We start from the raw sequence: 18,692 nt of genomic DNA on the forward strand, positions 1-18,692 counted from the left end.
TGATAGACTGAACAAGTCGAAGTAAATATCGAAAACGCCCTAAACCTTGAACAATAAGGTTTAGGGCGTTTTTATTTCAAGGCGCATTCATTGGATTTCGGTCGAAAGGGAGCATGACTGAAACGCTAGGGTGCATGGAAATAAGTAAACCCATCGCTCTAGCTTTTTTATTCTTCACTTATGGTACAATCGCGCGAGATTTTTTAGGTAAAGAATAGGACACGTTTTGACTTCGTCCCCAAATAATAAAGCGAAATCAGCTAATTCTAAGGTTGATTCAAACGCTACTGCACATACTGCAGCCTCACAGTCTAAAACAACAAACAGCCCAGCATCACTTCGCAAAGCCTTAAATGATTGCATGATGCGAGATCGTTTCCGCTTGAGTAAGCGTATATCGGGCGCTAGCCGAATTAAGAACGAACAATCAAAGAATGCTGTCTTTGATGAAATAGCGTTAGATATTGCTAAGTCAATGATGACTGCCACTCAGCGCGCGTCACATAAACCGACGATTGAATACCCAGAGATATTACCTGTTAGCCAAAAGCGTGATGAAATCGCTAAAGCCATTGCAGAAAACCAAGTGGTGATTGTTGCTGGTGAAACGGGTTCAGGCAAAACCACCCAGCTGCCTAAGATTTGTTCTGAGCTTGGTCGTGGTCGTTTTGGTTTAATTGGTCATACTCAGCCAAGAAGGCTTGCAGCGCGTTCAGTTGCAAACCGTATTGCAGAAGAAATGGAAACGCCACTTGGCGAGTTTGTGGGTTATAAAGTTCGATTTAATGATCAAATTTCTGATAACACTCAAATCAAGTTAATGACAGACGGTATTTTACTGGCTGAAATTCAACACGATCGTTTCTTAAATCAATATGACACCATCATCCTCGATGAAGCGCATGAGCGCAGTTTAAATATTGACTTCATCATGGGTTATTTACGTGAGCTTCTTCCGCGTCGCCCAGATCTTAAAGTCATCATTACTTCGGCAACTATCGATCCTGAACGTTTCTCTAAACACTTCAATAACGCACCCATTATCGAAGTTTCTGGCAGAACTTACCCGGTTGATACACGTTACCGCCCATTAGGTGGAGACGAGAGCAGTGATAACGACCGCGATCAAATGGAAGGTATTTTTGAAGCGGTGGATGAGCTTTGCGATGAAGGGCTAGGCGACATCCTAATTTTCATGAATGGTGAACGTGAGATCCGCGATACGGCTGACGCGCTTAGTAAACGTAATTTACGAGACACTGAGATCGTGCCATTGTACGCACGTTTGTCATCAGGCGAGCAGAACCGCATTTTCCAATCTCATACTGGTCGTCGAATAGTACTGGCAACCAACGTCGCGGAAACATCGTTAACGGTTCCGGGTATTCGCTATGTTATTGACCCAGGTACAGCTCGAATTAGCCGTTATAGTTACCGAACCAAGGTACAGCGTTTACCGATTGAAGCTATCTCTCAGGCAAGTGCGAATCAGCGTAAAGGTCGTTGTGGTCGTGTGGCGGAAGGTATTTGTATTCGCCTATATTCAGAGGAAGATTTTGAGTCTCGCCCTGAATTTACCGATCCGGAAATATTAAGAACAAACTTAGCTTCAGTTATTTTACAAATGACGGCGTTAGGTTTAGGTGATATTCAAGCCTTCCCATTCGTAGAAGCACCAGATAAACGCAACATTCAAGATGGCGTGAGACTGCTAGAAGAATTGGGTGCGATTGCAACCGATACCAAAAAAGCCAACACAGAGTCGGACTCTAAAAAACGCTTAACACCAATGGGGCGCCAACTGGCTAAGCTGCCTATTGACCCTCGCTTAGCGCGTATGGTTCTTGAAGCCCCAAGTAATAATTGTTTGCATGAAGTGATGGTCATAGCATCAGCACTATCGATTCAAGATCCACGTGAACGCCCATCAGAAAAAAAACAGTCTTCAGATGACAAACATAAACGCTTCTTTGATAAAGAATCGGATTTTGTCACGTTTGTTAACTTATGGGATTACATCAAAGAGCAGCAAAAATCGCTGTCGAGCAATCAATTCCGCAAGCAATGTAAGCAAGACTTTTTAAACTATTTACGTATTCGTGAATGGCAAGATGTGTATTTCCAAATTCACCAAGCCATGCGAGAAATGGATACCAAGCTCAATAGTGAGCCAGGTAGCTACCAAGGTATCCATGTTTCTCTACTGTCAGGTTTGCTATCGCACATAGGTATAAAAGACCAAGAGAAGAATGAATATCAGGGTGCACGTAATGCTCGTTTTCATATCTTCCCAGCTTCTGGTTTATTCAAGAAGCAGCCTAAGTGGATTATGTCTGCTGAGCTGGTGGAAACGTCTAAGCTTTGGGGGCGTATCATTGCCAAGATTCAACCTGAATGGATTGAACCTTTAGCAAAACACCTTATTAAACGCAGCTACAGCGAACCACACTGGTCAAAGAAACAAGCTGCGGTTATGGCTCATGAAAAAGTGATGCTGTATGGAATTCCAATTATTCCTAAGCGCCTTGTGAATTACAGCACCATTGATGCCACTGTTTGTCGTGAAATTTTTGTTCGTAGCGCTTTGGTTGAAGGTGAATGGGAAACTAAGCATTCCTTCTTCAAGCAAAACCGTAAATTACTGCAAGAAGTGGAAGAGCTGGAACATAAATCTCGTCGCCGCGATATTCTCATTGATGACGATGAACTGTTTGATTTTTATGATCAACGTGTTAGCGAAAGTGCAGTTTCTGGTCGCCATTTTGATACGTGGTGGAAAAAAGAAAGTAAGCAAACGCCTGAATTACTGAACTTCGAAAAAGCCATGCTATTCCGAGGGGATGCAAGCCATGTCACTGATCTCGATTACCCTAACTTCTGGCATCAATCAGGCTTGAAGCTCAAGTTAAGCTATCAATTCGAGCCGGGCGATAATGATGATGGTGTGACGGTTCATATCCCATTACCTATTCTAAACCAGATTGAACAGGCTGGTTTTGATTGGCAAATTCCAGGGCTTCGCCATGAATTGGTCGTGAGTTTAATTAAATCATTGCCGAAAACATTGCGCCGTAACTTTGTACCAGCACCGAATTATGCTGATGCATTTTTGTCACGTGTAACGCCATTAGAAGCACCGTTATTAGATTCTTTAGAAAAAGAATTACGAAGAATAACCGGGGTTGAAGTGTTACGTGAAGACTGGAAGTTGGAGCAAATACCTGAACACTTGAAAGTGACGTTCCGCGCGGTTGATCACCGTAAACGCAAGTTGAAAGAACACAAAGATCTGCATGAACTGAAAGAGAGCCTCAAAGATAAGGTTCAAGAAACACTTTCGAAAGTTGCAGATGATGATATCGAACAGCAAAACCTGCATACATGGAGCTTTGGTGAACTGCCAAAAGTCTACCAGCAGAAGCGTGGTGGCTACGATATGAAGGCTTTCCCTGCGTTGGTTGATACCAAAGACAGTGTTGAGATTAAATTGTTCGAAACCGAGCAAGAGCAAGTCTCAGCGATGAAAGCGGGTCAGCGCCGTTTGATTTTATTAAATGTGCCGTCACCAATTAAGTACCTTCATTCCAACCTTCCTAATAAATCTAAGCTAGGTTTGTACTTTAACTCGTATGGCAAAGTATTAGATTTGATTGATGACTGTATCGCTTGTGGTATTGATAAGTTAATTGAAGAGAAGGGCGGTATTGTCTGGCAACCTGAAGAGTTCGAAGCGTTGAAAGAGCACGTGCGAGCTGAGTTGGGTGATGCAGTTGTTGATATCGCAAAGCAGGTAGAAACAATTCTTACGACGGCTTTCAATATTAATAAGAAGCTGAAAGGCAGAGTGGATCTTTCAATGGCGTTCGCTTTATCGGATATCAAAGCTCAGATAGAAGGGCTGATATTTAAAGGTTTTGCTACGGAATGTGGTTGGCAGCGTTTACCCGATATTCTTCGTTACATGAAAGCGATTGAGCGTCGTATGGAGAAATTGCCGATTGACCCAAATAAAGATCGATTACATATGATTAAAGTTGAGTCGGTAATGAATGATTACAAAGAACTATTGAATAAAGTGCCGAAAGGGATCGCCATTCCAGAAAACGTAAAAGAAGTGCGTTGGATGATTGAAGAGCTTCGTGTAAGCTTCTTTGCACAACAATTAGGTACGCCTTATCCAGTGTCAGATAAACGAGTAAGAAACGCTATTGATGCTTGTTAAAGCGCAAGCTATGGTTTAAGACTACTTACGGTCTAACGACTTATACATTTTGTTGATGTGCAAAGGTTTATCATCTTAGAGCCATGTTTCGATAGCTTGGGTATAATCTTTGCATATGAACGGGTAAGACAAAATTATGGCAGTCTGGTGGCAATTTATGTCCACTCAAGGAAGCCAAAAGCAGACTAAGAAGGTCAAACATGAAAAAAACATTATTGGTATTAGCACTTTTAGGTGCATCTTCTACAGCAATGGCTGATTCGTGGATTTATGGTGGTGCAATGGGTGGGCAAAACTCATTTGGCAACAGCGATGAGACAGCAATGGGTATTCACGCTGGTACTGGTATTCTACCATTTATCGGTGTTGAAGCTGGATACTGGGATCTAGGTTCATTTGGTAGCGTTAATTATAATGGTGTTGACCGTAAGAATTTAGATGCAAGTACAGCTTACTTGGCTATTAAGCCTAGTATCGATTTTGGTCCACTTCATGTGTACGCAAAAGCGGGTCTTCATTCATACGAATTGAAAGGCGATAGCTTTAAAGAAAGCAGCGAAGATGTGATGTACGGTGTTGGTGCTGAATACTTCATTTTTGGTCCATTATCTGTAGGCGCAAGCTACCAAAATTTCAAAATGAAGCATGATGACTCAGGTGTTTTCTCACTGAACGCGACTATTCACTTACTATAAGTGCATCATCCAGAATCATAAGCTGAAGCCGATTGATATTAGCTAAAAGTGGATTGATAAAGGATTAGTCATAAAAAATGCCAGCGTAATTGCTGGCATTTTTGCGTCTGATGTCTTTATCAGTTTTGGCTTATTAACCTAAATCAATCGTCTACTTTCTAGCATTTAGAATTTGTTGAATACGTGGATTAAGTGCTTTTCCATGTTTGGATTCGTACTCTTCACGTTGTAAATCATTGAGGTTTTTTACTGAATTAGCCGCTAGTAGATGTTGAGGCAACTCCGTTTGTAGCATGCCTTTTTCATCTAATCTCTTTGCTTCTAGATAGTACTTTTTAAACAGCCCATCTAATTTGTTTTCAGCTACACGTTTTAGGTCGTACAATTTATTCTGAACAAGCCACTTTTCTATCAGGTTGACAGGTGTGCGTGAAAGTACGCGAATACGGCTATCCAGCAGTTCTTCTTCAGTTAATGAATCTTTGAGGATCCAAAGCTCACCCATTTGTGGTGGCCAACTGTTTCCAAGTTGGATGCGTTCATGACAATGCATTAAGACGCGGTTCAAGCCATCAGAATCAACGGAATTAGCAAATTCGATAAATTTACCACTTGGTTCGCTACCGTATTGGTATTCCCATTGAGTTTCATAAACGCTAAGGAATGACCCAAACACGTGAATACACCAATCAGTTAACTCAAGCTCTGCCGGATCTTGGTCAATAGTCGGTACTTGCTGTGAAGCTGATGGCTCAACGACCGTGCTAGAAACTGCGTTATTAGAAACATTGATCTCAGGTGCCGTTACTTCAGGCTGAATGCTTTTAGCAGGCTCAGAAGGTTGGCTTTTTGCCTTTTTGGATAAGCTGCTGTCTGAAGCGCTCAGATGGGCTAAGCTTTTGTCGATACCCATTAGCTTGAGCTTGTCCTGCATTTCCTGAATATTGAGAGGTCTTCTGTTGTTGTCTTTCATTTTGCTTCTCGTTAACTAGCCAGTACTGCAATTTAGATTCAATACGTGATATCGGCATTAATTCATTCGCTTTGGCTTTATACCAGAGCACAAATTTCTTCCATACTAAATTATGGTCTCCAGACAAACCAGAGAACTTAAATGCTCGCTCCGCCCAAGTCGGTATGATCTCTTCATCGAGATCATGAGTTGAAACGGTATTACCGTTCATCTGACCTCTGCTTTGCGGACGCGGAGCACTAGATACTGCTTGCATTTGATTCGGTGCTGGATGAAAAGTCGGCGGTGCAGGTGCAGGTGCAGGTGCAGGTGAATAGACGGGTATCGTATTCACAGGTGCCGTTTTTTCTTCCTCCGCCAGTATTTTAAAAACGTGTATTTCTTGCGTACCTCGGCGATCCACTCTTTCTTTATTCAAGAAACCGTTGTCCACAAGTGACTTCAGGCAATCTGCTAGCCCAAATACAGAGAGTGAGGTGAGTGAAGCCGCTGTATTCAAATTTAGTGTCGCATACCCTTCATCGTCAGCATTGTCCGCGAGCATGAGTAAAACGAGTTTCTCGGCTGGGCTGCTGGTATTCATTTTCCATGTTAGATAGGTAAACTTTGCGCTCAATGTAATGCTCTTGAAAGTAATACAACCAATATATTCATTGTAAGCTACGCCTCGTTGAAATTATAGCGACTTCATTGAAAACGGCATCAGTCAGACAAATATTGAGCATTAACTCATGTATTAGCCAATTAAGTGCGCATTTGGTTGGATGAACCTCAACATGGGAACAATCTTGAACTTGTTTACTTATTTACACGTTTGGTAGAAGCTTATCTGCTTATCTGCTTATCTGCTTATCTGCTTATCTGCTTATCTGCTTATCTGCTTATCTGCTTATCTGCTTATCTGCTTATCTGCTTTATTCCGATTCATCTAATCAATCACCTCTAAAATCACCTACTTTCCAACTTGATGAATTTGTCACTTATTCATCAAATTAATAAGTTTTATAAAAAGTCTTGATATGATCGATAATTGAGCTATTATGACGATAAGTCAAAAATGACGAAGCGTCATAAAATGGTTAAGTACATGAATTAGTTATTCGTGTTATTATTATGAATAGGAGTTTCGCGAGTATACGGACTGAAAAATTATGTTTGGCTTTAGTTGTAAAGGTGATAAACAAAGTATCTTTGGGTGCAAATCGGGGTTGTCTAAGAAACAACAGTCGATTGCAGACCGAGAAGTAGAACTAACGCTACTGGCCAAAGACTTGGTCCGAGAGCAAGGGTTCGGTAACTTAACAATGGATAGGCTCACTGCGGCGAGTTCATATTCTAAAGGTACGATCTACAATCACTTTTGCAGCAAAGAAGATGTAGTTTTAGCCCTTTGTATTCACTCTCTTAAAACGGAAGCAATCATGTTTGCCCGTTCTGGTGAGTTTGAAGGGAATACACGAGAAAAAATAGTTGCACTGCATGTTGCGTACAGGGTTTATGCTCGCATGGAACCTGTACTATCTACTTGCGCTATAATGGCAAAAAGCCCATGGGTATTAGAGAAAGCGTCTAATGAACGTGTGGTTGAAATGAACAAACTTGAAGAGCTTGTGATTGAGCAAGCCGATTCAATGGTCAATAAAGCGGTAGAAGTTGGCGATTTGAAATTCTCTTCAGGTGTTGCATCAGATGCCATCGTGTTTGCAAACTGGTCAATAGCATTTGGTTCCAATGCTTTGTCACAGAATGCATCTAACAGTCATTGTATCAAGCGTTTACAAGATCCTTATTCAGTATTACATAATGCGAATATGCTTCTAGACGGGTTAAACTGGCAACCTCTTTCAACTGAATGGGATTACAGGAAAACTTGGCGTCGTGTAGAGCAAGAATTATTCAGTGAAGAAGTGACCTATTTAGAATCTGTAGGTCGATAATCTTCCATTAAGCCCACGATTGTGGGTTTATTAATAACCATTAGTGACGTTTCGTCATAAACTAAAGTTTAGCCTAGCGCAGTAATAGGAAACTTAAGTTTATGACTGAGAATTGTATCTTCGACCAGCTTATGCTGGTTTTTAAAGATACAAATATGACGAATCGTCACAAATGGAGACTGTGATGGAACATGACAGCCATAACTTTAATTCGAATGACCATAGCTCAAATAAACATAGTTCGAAAAACAATAGCTCGCAGAGTACCGCTCAAAATTTAGATAACCAATCGCCAAGTTCAGACAAACAATTGTCAGGTCTTGCGAGCAATTGGTATTCATTACCCACAAAGCGTTCGTTTATTGTTTTGCTGGTGACTTTTTCAATCATATTCCTTTCTGCATTTGGAGCGAAAAATCTCTATTTCAGAGGGGATTACAACATATTCTTTGAAGGCACCAATAAGCAATTAATGGCGTTTGAAGAGATCGAAACGACATTCGCAAAGACAGATAACCTCGCGATTGTTATCGCCCCGAATGATGGGAATGTATTTACACCTGAAACATTAACTCTCATACAAAACCTAACTGTTGATTCTTGGCAAATTCCGTATTCAAGCCGTGTAGATTCGCTTGCCAATTACCAGCATACCGAAGCCATTGAAGATGATTTATTGGTAGAGGATTTGCTTTATGAAGAGTACCCGCACACCCCAGAGCGGATCGCTAAAGTCAAACAAATCGCTCTAAATGAACCTTTGCTTAGAAACTCGCTAGTATCTGCGGCTGGTGATGTCACTGTTGTGAACGTCACGGTCCAGTTACCTGAAGTAGATAAAACGGCAGAAGTTCAAGAAGTTATTGCAGCGATCAACATCATGATCGACAAGTACCAAGCCGAGTACCCAGATGTGGCATTCCATAAAGCAGGCATTGTTGCCATGAACAATGCATTTATGATGTCGGCTCAGGAGGATAGCTCAACGCTAGTACCATTGATGCTTCTCGTGGTGTTGGTATTTTTGACATTTATGTTGCGCTCGTTCTTCAGTGTAGTTGCCACTTTGCTTGTGATTATTTCTTCAATTGTGGCAACGATGGGGCTATCCGGTTGGGCTGGAATGTTCCTAAGTACGGCAACGGTAAACGTACCAACTTTGGTGTTAACTCTCGCTGTGGCTGACTGTGTGCACGTAATTGTGACCATGAGACAAGCCATGCAGCGCGGTATGGATAAAGCTCAAGCCATTCAATACAGCACACAATTGAACGCTATGCCGATCTTAATCACATCAGTCACGACTGCTATTGGTTTCTTGATGATGAATATGTCGGATTCTCCAGTTCTTCGTGATTTTGGTAACTTGTCTGCACTGGGTGTCATTATTGCGTGTTTCCTATCACTCACCATGCTCCCTGCATTGCTTAAAATATTGCCGATTAAAACCTTAAAACCAATTCAAGTATCACAAGAAAAAGTGACGTTTATGGATAGGTTAGGGGACTTTGTCGTGGCAAACCGCAAAGCATTGTTGCCGATATCGACACTCGTGATTGTGGGTGCTGCAGCGTTAATTCCATTAAACAAAGTCAATGATGAATCCGTAAAGTATTTCGATACTTCAAGTGAGTTCAGACAAGCGGCTGATTTCATGGAAGAGACTATCAGCGGGATGACGAACATCAGCATTGCTATCAAGACTAACGAGTCACAAGCGATTGCCGATCCTGTGTTCTTAAAAGCCGTGGGTGACTTTTCCGAGTGGCTTCGAGTTCAGCCTGAAATAGACCATGTTGCAACGCTTTCAGATGTTTACATGCGTCTGAACAAGAACATGCATGGTGATGATGATAGCTACTTTCAGCTGCCTAAAAACCGAGAGTTAGCCGCGCAATATCTACTACTTTATGAGATGTCTTTGCCATACGGTTTGGATTTGAATAACCAAATCAACGTCGATAAGTCATCAATCAAAATGGTATTGACGGTAGATAACTTAGGCAGTGTTGAATTAGTTGAACTGGAAGAGCGTATTTACACATGGTTTGCTGCAAATGCACCTCAGTATGAAGTGCTAGCGTCTAGCCCATCACTCATGTTTGCGCATATCGGCGAGACTAATATGGCTAGTATGCTGTCAACTTTGCCTATCACTCTGGTTCTTATTTCTGGGCTGATGATCTTTGCACTTCGATCGACTCGATTAGGGATGATCAGCTTAGTACCAAACATTGCTCCAGCGATTATTGGTTTCGGTCTTTGGGCTCTAATATCAGGTGAAATAAACCTCGGCTTATCAGTGGTGGTAACACTTACGCTGGGGATCGTGGTTGATGATGCTGTGCATTTCTTAAGTAAGTATCAACGCGCAAGAATGGAAGGTCAGTCGGCTGAAGAAGCCGTTCGCTACGCTTTCCACACCGTTGGGCGCGCCCTTTGGATCACCACAGTAGTTCTCGTGGCTGGTTTCTCAGTACTGGCGATGTCTAGCTTCAGACTTAACTCAGACATGGGCTTATTGAGTTCAATTGTTATTTTTATCGCGTTAGTAGTTGATTTCATTTTGCTACCAAGCCTGCTGATGATTTTTGACAAGAAAACCCATTACCAAGCTGAGTCAAATTCAGTTAAATCCGACTTAGGTTCGAATGCCGCTTCTACTTCACCTCAAGCTGTTTCAGCGATTGCTAAATAAGGAATAAGTAATTGGCTTGCGACTAAGGTTAGCGAGCCAATTGCATAAGGAACTTACTATGAAAAACCAATACTTAATGACCAATAAGAACAACCTAAATACACAATCAAAAATGCCTCAATCATTTTTCAACACAACGTTTAGCACTGCGTTTAATTCAGCTGCAATTGTTGGTATGAGCTTCATGTTGGCGCTCTCAGCGGGCAGTGCATTTGCTGATGAGGCTAGAGGGCTGGAAATCGCAGAGCAGCGTAAAGCGGTTGATATGGGGTGGGGCGACTCTGTGGCAACAATGGAAATGCTACTTAGAAACAAGCAAGGCGAAAGCAGCTCACGATTGATGAGGTTGAAATCGTTAGAAGTGGATGATGATGGTGATAAAGGGCTAACTATTTTTGACGAGCCACGTGATGTCAAAGGCACGGCTTTTTTAAACCATTCGCATATCACGGAGTCAGATGATCAATGGTTGTATCTACCAGCGTTGAAGCGTGTAAAACGTATTTCTTCACGTAATAAATCGGGTCCATTTATGGGCAGTGAATTTGCTTACGAAGACCTGAGTTCATTTGAACTGGAAAAATACACATTCAACTACATTGAAGACGCAAAGATTGAAGGGGTTGATACCTTCGTTTTAGAGCAAGTACCGACGGATAAAAACTCTGGCTACACCATGCAAAAAGTATGGCTAGATCAGCAATATTACCGCCCCGTTAAGGTTGAGTTTTACGACCGAAAAGGTTCGCTGCTGAAGACATTATCGTTCCAAAACTACCAGCAATACCTTGACCAGTACTGGCGTGCACACACCATGTCTATGCAAAACCATCAAACAGGCAAGAGCACAGTTTTAACCACAACAAAGTTAGCGTTCCAAACCGGTCTTAATGATAAGGATTTCCAAAAAAACACACTTAAACGTGCAAAGTAAGGAAGGAATATGAAAAGGATTGTGTCAGTAGGAACGCAGTTATCCTTAACCTTGGCGGCGACCTTGGGACTAATGCAAGTGTCGACGCCTTGTGTTGCAGCAGGCTTTAGCTCTGAGTTCATAGAACAGGTCAGCCCAGAACTAGCCGGACAAGTTAACCTTGAGCATAGGCAATTCTCTAGCGATGGCTTGCAAGGACAGGATAAAGGGCAAACTTCACTGGTGTTACAGCCAGAGTTTTATTGGGAGCAAGAAGAGGGCAACGGCAGTTTTACTTTTACGCCATTTTATCGATTCGACAGCGAAGATGATGAGCGAACTCACGGAGATATTCGTGAAGCTTTATACCTCACCTACTGGGATGATTACGAACTGCGTGCAGGTGTTGGTAAAGTGTTTTGGGGGGTTACGGAATCTGCCCATTTAGTGGATGTGGTTAACCAAACTGATGCGATTGAATCGGTGGATGGAGAAGCGAAACTGGGTCAGCCAATGGTCCATTTTACCTCGGTAAAAGACTGGGGCGCTATAGATGCAATGTTGCTTCCGTATTTCCGTGAACGAACGTTTGCTGGAGAAGATGGTAGATTAAGACCAACTGTGGTTGTGTCAGATGATGCCATTTATGAGTCTTCGCGAGAGGAAAAACACGTTGATGTGGCTTTGCGATATAGCCAAATGTACGGTGATTGGGATGTAGGGTTAAGCTATTTAGGCGGCACAAATCGTGACCCTTATTACCGTGTAGAAGGCAACGAACTCAAGCCGTATTACGCACAAATGCAGCACTTTGGGCTTGATGTGCAAGGCATCATTGGCGATTGGTTATGGAAATTAGAAAGCATATACCGAGATAGCTATGATCATCACACTGGCGTGGCAACGGGCTTTGAATACACTTGGGTTGGGGCACTTGAATCGTATTGGGACATCGGTTTCATTGCTGAATACTTGTATGACAGCCGAGGAAATAACGCTCAGACTATTGGGCAAAATGATGTGTTTCTTGGAGCGCGTTTCGCTTTGAACGATGAAGACGGAACCGAAGTGCTCACAGGCATCACACAAGATCTCGATAACAGCGATGTTTACAGTGCGAAGTTGGAAGCGTCGAGCCGTATTAATAACAACCTAAAGTGGCGACTAAACGCATGGTTGTTTGAAAATGAAACGCCTGATGATCTCCTATACTTCGCAAGAAAAGATGACTTTGTTGAACTGGCATTGGAGTATTATTTTTAATGATATTTTATTGGGGCGTTCTTGTTGAAAGGAGCGCTCCAAATCTAGAATGATTTTCTATTTATAACGATCAAGATCGTCTTTTTTATTAAAGGGGGGAACAATCGAATAGACCCACATGTAAGATGGTTATAATTTTATGACCATCTATAGCCTTTATGTATGATTTTATGGTCTTCATATATGAGTGTAAGGTGTATCAGGCAATGTGGGGACAGAGGGATTTATGAATTCATTTACATGGGATAAGAACTTTGAAACAGGCATTGATTCGGTCGATGAACAGCATCAGTACCTTGTCGGTTTCATTAACCACTATGGGAATCTGTTGTCGGAAAATACCCTCTCTATCGACGACATTAGCGTTGCTTTGCTTGATCTTACACGCTATGCCGAATTTCATTTTAAAGAAGAAGAGTCTTTGATGAGAGAACGCGGTGTGTACAGCCTGCACATTGAAGAGCACGTCAAAGTTCATCGCATGTTCATGCAAGACATCTACAGCATGCAAGCTTTCATCTTAGAAGAAGATCAGTTGTCGGCGAGGCAGTTACTTGATTTTTTAATCCATTGGCTTGCTTACCATATTCTCGGAATCGATCAAAACATGGCGCGACAAGTAGCGGCAATAGAAGAGGGCGCCACACCGCTGCAAGCCTTTGAGGTTGAAGAAAAGCAGAACGACTCGTCAACCGTCCCTTTATTAGCCGCTCTTAAAGGATTATTTGAGCAAGTCTCTGAGCGTAATAAGCAGTTGTTACGGTTCAACCAGCTTCTTGAATCTAAAGTCGAAGAGCGAACCGCAGAGTTAAAACGAGCGAATAAACAACTCGAAGAACTGTCGTTAACCGACTCACTCACCAAATTACCAAACCGTCGAAGTGCATTTAAACAGTTAGCCGTACATTGGCAAGACTCCAAAGAATTCGGTACACCTTTAGTGTGTATCATGATAGATGCGGATCACTTCAAGTGCATTAATGATACTTGTGGGCACGATGCTGGCGATTTGGTTTTGCAAACCCTTGCTCGTGAACTAAAAAACTCGTTTCGTAATGATGATATTGTTTGCCGATTGGGCGGTGATGAGTTTTTAATTATTTGCCCACATACCGATCTTAAAGGCGGTATGTACGTTGCGGAAATCACTCGACAAAAAGTGTCTGAGTTACAGGTTGAAACGGGCAATCAGATTTGGATTGGTAGTATAAGCGTGGGTGTAGCTGAACTCACCCAAGCATTTGGATCAATCAATGAGTTGATTAAAGCCGCAGATGAGTCAGTGTATTTAGCGAAAAATTCAGGGAAAAACAGTGTCCGATCGATTCAGATTTAAACCGTATCTCACTGTATATTTAAACGGATCTTGCTTCAGATATAAGCCTATCTCACTTTAGATTCAGAACCCAGCCCACTTACAAGCCTAGGTTTAGCTCACTTCCAAATAAAGGAGTGGTACTCATATTTGTTCCACTTCTTCTTACTCCTCATTAATATCCTGTTAAATTTGCCGTGTTTTTAGTCAATAACTTGTTCTTTTAGCGATTCAATTTGGCATTGTTAGCGTGTTTGATTACTATGTGTAGCTATCTAAAAAACTAATCATCCGATACGGACACTACCAACTGGTAGATGAGGAAATGATGCAACATCTAGAAGAGATCATTGCTAATGCAACGACTGCTATTGATACAGCAGATTCGTTAGTCGCACTTGATGAAGTGCGAGTTCAGTATTTAGGTAAGAAGGGTGAACTCACTCTTCAACTACAAAGCCTAGGTAAACTTCCACCTGATGAGCGTCGTACTGCTGGTCAAGAGATCAACAAAGCGAAAGGTGCTGTTCAACAAGCGATCGCAGCTCGCAAAGACGCACTACAACGTGCAGAGCTTGAAGCGAAACTAGCTGAAGAAACTATCGATGTGAGCCTACCAGGTCGTCGCATTGAGAACGGTGGTCTTCACCCAGTTACTCGCACTGTTGAGCGTATCGAACAGTTCTTTGGTGAGCTTGGCTTTAGCACTGAGTCTGGCCCTGAGATTGAAGATGCATTCCACAACTTTGATGCACTAAACATCGCAGACGATCACCCAGCTCGTACTGATCACGATACTTTCTTCTTCAACCCTGATCTAATGCTACGTACGCACACTTCTGGTGTTCAAATCCGTACGATGGAAAACGGCAAACCGCCATTCCGCTTCATTGCTCCGGGTCGTGTTTACCGTAACGATTACGATCAAACTCACACGCCAATGTTCCACCAAGTGGAAGGTATGTTAGTTGATGAGAACGTAAACTTCGCACAACTTAAAGGCATTCTTAACGATTTCCTTTGTAACTTCTTTGAAGAAGAAGTTGAAGTGCGTTTCCGTCCTTCATTCTTCCCGTTCACAGAGCCTTCAGCTGAAGTTGACGTGAAACGTAAAGATGGCAAATGGCTAGAAGTTCTAGGTTGTGGCATGGTTCACCCTAACGTACTTCGCTCTGTTGGCATCGACCCTGAGAAATACTCTGGTTTTGCATTCGGTATGGGTGTAGAGCGTCTAACGATGCTTCGTTACGGCGTAAATGACCTTCGTGCGTTCTTCGAGAACGACCTTCGTTTCCTTAAACAATTCAAGTAATCCGGGGCAGTCAAAACTATGAAATTCAGTGAATCTTGGCTACGCGAGTGGGTTAAACCTGCAATTAACAGCGAAGAGCTAGCTCACCAAATCACTATGGCTGGTTTGGAAGTTGACGATGTAGAACCTGTTGCTGGTGAATTCACCGGCGTTAAAGTAGGTAAAGTGGTTGAGTGCGGTCAGCACCCAGACGCAGACAAACTACAAGTTACAAAAATCGATATCGGCGCGGTTGATGCAGATGGTAATAAAGAGCTTTTAGACATCGTATGTGGTGCATCTAACTGTCGTCTTGGCCTAACGGTAGCAGTAGCAACAGTTGGCGCAGTACTTCCTGGTGACTTCAAAATCAAGAAAGCAAAACTACGTGGCGTTCCATCGCACGGCATGCTTTGTTCTTTCTCTGAGCTAGGTATCGACGTAGAGTCTGACGGCATCCTTGAGCTGCCAGAAGGCACAACGCTAGGTATGGACGTTCGTGAGCTTCTTGAGCTTAACGACGTAACTATCGACGTAGACCTAACAGCAAACCGCGCAGACTGCTTCAGCATCCGTGGCCTTGCTCGTGAAGTTGGCGTACTAAACCGCGCAGACGTTACAGAGCCAACAGTTGAAGCTGTTGCAACAAGCATTGAAGACACAGTATCTGTTGAAATCAAAGCAACTGATGCTTGTCCACGTTACCTTGGCCGTGTGGTTAAGAACGTAAACGTGAAAGCGGAATCTCCAATCTGGATGCAAGAAAAACTGCGCCGTTGTGGTATCCGTTCAATCGACCCAGTTGTAGACATCACAAACTACGTGATGCTAGAGCAAGGCCAACCAATGCACGCATTTGATCTTGCTAAGATCGAAGGCGGTATCGTGGTTCGTCTAGCAGAGCAGGGCGAAAAGTTAACACTTCTAGATGGCAACGAAGCTGAACTAAACAGCAACACGCTTGTTATCGCTGACCAAAACAAAGCACTAGCAATCGCGGGTATCTTTGGCGGTCAAGATTCAGGTGTTACTACTGAAACGACAGATGTACTTCTTGAAGCAGCATTCTTCGCACCGGATCACATCCGTGGTCGCGCACGTGCTTACGGCCTTCACACTGATTCTTCTCTACGTTTCGAACGTGGTGTTGATTCAACACTACAAGCAGTAGCAATGGAGCGTGCAACACAGCTTCTAGTTGAAATCTGCGGTGGTGAAGTCGCGCCAGTAAACGGCAGCGAATCTGAAGCTGATCTTCCTAAAGCAAACGTAGTTGCTCTACGTCGCGCTAAGCTAGACAGCCTACTAGGTCATGAAATCCCATCTACAGACGTAGTGGAAATTCTTACTCGCCTAGGTTGTGAAGTTGAAAGCACTGATGCTGGTTGGACGGCAACGTCTCCATCTTGGCGTTTTGATATCGCAATCGAGCAAGACCTAATTGAAGAAGTAGGTCGTATCTACGGTTACGATAACATTCCAAACCAAGCGCCTAAAGCGGCACTTAAAATGAATGATCACAAAGAAGCTAACCAACCGCTTAAGCGCGTTCGTGACCTTCTTGTAGACCGTGGCTACCACGAAGCAATCACATACAGCTTCGTAGAACCAGAGCAGCAAAAACTTGTTGTACCTGGTGTTGAGCCGCTAATCCTGCCATTCCCAATTTCTGCGGACATGTCAGCAATGCGTCTTGGCCTAATCCAAGGTCTTCTAAACACAGTTGTTCACAACCAGAAGCGTCAACAGTCTCGCGTTCGTCTATTCGAATCAGGCCTACGTTTCATCCCTGAAGCAACTGCTGAAAACGGCATGCGCCAAGAAATGATGCTTGCGGGTGTTATCTCTGGTACTCGTGGCGAAGAGCACTGGGACATTGCAACTAACACTGTAGATTTCTTCGATCTTAAAGGTGACCTAGAAGCAATTCTTGAGCTTTCTGCAAACGAAATCGCATACAGCTTCAAATCTGCTAAGCACCCAGCACTTCACCCAGGTCAAACTGCGGCTATCGTAGTAGACGCTGGTCTCGAAACAGAGAGAGAAGTGGGTATCATTGGTACTGTTCACCCAGAGTTAGAGCGTAAGTTTGGTCTTAACGGTCGCACTATCGTATTCGAAATCGAATGGGCAGCTATCAACACTCGCGTGCTTCCAGAAGCAGTAGCCGTATCTAAGTTCCCTGCAAACCGCCGTGATATCGCCGTTGTTGTTGACGAAGCCGTTGCTTCTGGCGACATCGTAGATGCATGTATCGCTGCTGGTGGCGAATTCCTAACAGGCGCTAAACTGTTCGACGTATACGTTGGTCAAGGCGTTGAAGAAGGTAAGAAGAGCCTAGCTATCGCACTTAGCCTACAGTCTGTAGAGCGCACACTTGAAGATGCAGACATCGCTGGTTCAGTAGATGCTATCGTAGCTTCAATCTCAGAGAAATTTGGCGCAGCACTTCGCGACTAACCTCTTCTGATAGATAGAAAACCAAAGGTCTCGCAATTGCGAGGCCTTTTTTGTTTGTAGTGAATACTTCGTTATCTGCGAAGCCTGCCAATAGTATATGAATAATGAACACGGAAACTTACCCTTTGATTATTTTTTAAAAAATAGGATAAGACAGTCTTAGCTATACTGTTTAGATACTATAATGAATGAAAGGTTTGTTTGAGGTATGAACATCAATATGAGAAGTCGATTCTTTCTATTAGCAGTAACATTACTGGTTTCGCTAAAGTCATACTCGTTTGAGGATATGCACTTTATTGTTCCTGTTTTTCCACCTTATACCCAATTAGATTCTCAAGGTTTTCCCTCTGGAATTGGTACAGATGCAGTTAAGCAGGTCCTGGATTCTATGGGTGTTTCTTATACTATTTCTGTATCGTCGAATCATGGTCGTGCATTGCAAGAGGTTCGTAAGCTAAATTCAGACGGCTTTTTTATGGCATCACAGAATTCAGAGCGTGATACCTATGCTCAGTTTTCAGATCCCTTGATGTCAAACCGCTGGGTTTGGGTGGTCCGGAAAGAAAATGCGCATAACTTCTCCCCTGATAATTCAATCTTTAGAGATCGTTCGACAGTTGCGACTTTACTCAATACCAATACGCACCACTGGTTAAAGGTAATTGGTTATTCATCCATATACGTAGCAGCGTCGGTTGATGGGCTCAAAGATAAGCTAGATTCAGGAACAATTAGTGCTATTTTAATTGCAGAAATGACTTTTCTTGATGCCGTGAGTGATATCGAAGATTACGAAATCGTTACAGAACAAGAGAAAGAGTTTGGTCTTTATATATCTAAGTACTTTTTAAGAAAGAACCCAGGTTTTATGTCCAAGCTGAATCAGGCAATTCATGAGTATAAAGAGCATTAGCTCCTGTAA

The 18,692-nt window shown here is 42.8% G+C and carries 11 protein-coding genes and 1 pseudogene; 10 read left to right on the top strand and 2 right to left on the bottom strand.

Annotation, left to right across the window (positions count from 1 at the left end; all coding sequences use genetic code 11):
- Nucleotides 1-226 precede the first annotated feature (226 nt).
- Nucleotides 227-4,222, top strand: coding sequence for an ATP-dependent RNA helicase HrpA (gene hrpA, locus F0226_RS09030; protein WP_301338151.1), 3,996 nt, complete (start codon nt 227-229; stop codon nt 4,220-4,222).
- A gap of 200 nt (nt 4,223-4,422) precedes the next feature.
- Nucleotides 4,423-4,917: an outer membrane beta-barrel protein gene (locus F0226_RS09035; RefSeq protein WP_171735332.1), complete on the top strand. Its 495-nt coding sequence runs from the start codon at nt 4,423-4,425 to the stop codon at nt 4,915-4,917.
- A gap of 151 nt (nt 4,918-5,068) precedes the next feature.
- Here the strand turns inward: F0226_RS09035 and F0226_RS09040 are convergent, their stop codons facing one another.
- Both F0226_RS09040 and F0226_RS09045 read right to left on the bottom strand, forming a co-directional pair.
- A complete protein-coding gene (locus F0226_RS09040; RefSeq protein ID WP_171735358.1) occupies nt 5,069-5,830 on the bottom strand; it encodes a hypothetical protein in 762 nt (253 codons plus the stop codon).
- On the bottom strand, nt 5,751-6,506 hold the full coding sequence (locus F0226_RS09045; RefSeq protein ID WP_171735333.1) for a hypothetical protein: 756 nt from the start codon (nt 6,504-6,506) through the stop codon (nt 5,751-5,753). Before F0226_RS09045 ends, F0226_RS09040 begins: the two co-directional genes overlap by 80 nt.
- Nucleotides 6,507-7,041: 535 nt before the next feature.
- Here F0226_RS09045 and F0226_RS09050 point away from each other — a divergent pair.
- The 8 genes and pseudogenes from F0226_RS09050 to F0226_RS09085 all read left to right on the top strand — a co-directional run bounded on the left by F0226_RS09050 (nt 7,042) and on the right by F0226_RS09085 (nt 18,683).
- Nucleotides 7,042-7,827: a TetR/AcrR family transcriptional regulator gene (locus F0226_RS09050; protein WP_171735334.1), complete on the top strand. Its 786-nt coding sequence runs from the start codon at nt 7,042-7,044 to the stop codon at nt 7,825-7,827.
- A gap of 172 nt (nt 7,828-7,999) precedes the next feature.
- Nucleotides 8,000-10,525: an MMPL family transporter gene (locus F0226_RS09055; protein WP_253820792.1), complete on the top strand. Its 2,526-nt coding sequence runs from the start codon at nt 8,000-8,002 to the stop codon at nt 10,523-10,525.
- A 214-nt stretch (nt 10,526-10,739) separates the two neighbouring features.
- Nucleotides 10,740-11,459, top strand: a pseudogene (locus F0226_RS09060) (outer membrane lipoprotein-sorting protein); the annotation flags it as partial.
- Between the two features lie 9 nt (nt 11,460-11,468).
- Entirely contained in the window at nt 11,469-12,701 is a 1,233-nt protein-coding gene (locus F0226_RS09065; protein WP_171735335.1) for a hypothetical protein, read from the top strand.
- Between the two features lie 226 nt (nt 12,702-12,927).
- On the top strand, nt 12,928-14,037 hold the full coding sequence (locus F0226_RS09070) for a GGDEF domain-containing protein (RefSeq protein ID WP_171735336.1): 1,110 nt from the start codon (nt 12,928-12,930) through the stop codon (nt 14,035-14,037).
- 307 nt (nt 14,038-14,344) lie between these two features.
- Nucleotides 14,345-15,328 carry a phenylalanine--tRNA ligase subunit alpha gene (gene pheS / locus F0226_RS09075; RefSeq protein ID WP_171735360.1) on the top strand — a complete coding sequence of 328 codons (984 nt, stop codon included), beginning with the start codon at nt 14,345-14,347 and terminating at the stop codon, nt 15,326-15,328.
- A gap of 18 nt (nt 15,329-15,346) precedes the next feature.
- Nucleotides 15,347-17,767 carry a phenylalanine--tRNA ligase subunit beta gene (gene pheT / locus F0226_RS09080; protein ID WP_171735337.1) on the top strand — a complete coding sequence of 807 codons (2,421 nt, stop codon included), beginning with the start codon at nt 15,347-15,349 and terminating at the stop codon, nt 17,765-17,767.
- Nucleotides 17,768-17,975: 208 nt separating this feature from the next.
- Nucleotides 17,976-18,683, top strand: a complete 708-nt coding sequence (locus F0226_RS09085; RefSeq protein WP_253820793.1) for a transporter substrate-binding domain-containing protein — start codon at nt 17,976-17,978, stop codon at nt 18,681-18,683.
- The last annotated feature ends 9 nt before the right edge of the window (nt 18,684-18,692 follow it).

The sequence above is a fragment of the Vibrio sp. 99-70-13A1 genome, from assembly GCF_013114625.1.
Taxonomy (GTDB): Bacteria; Pseudomonadota; Gammaproteobacteria; order Enterobacterales; family Vibrionaceae; genus Vibrio.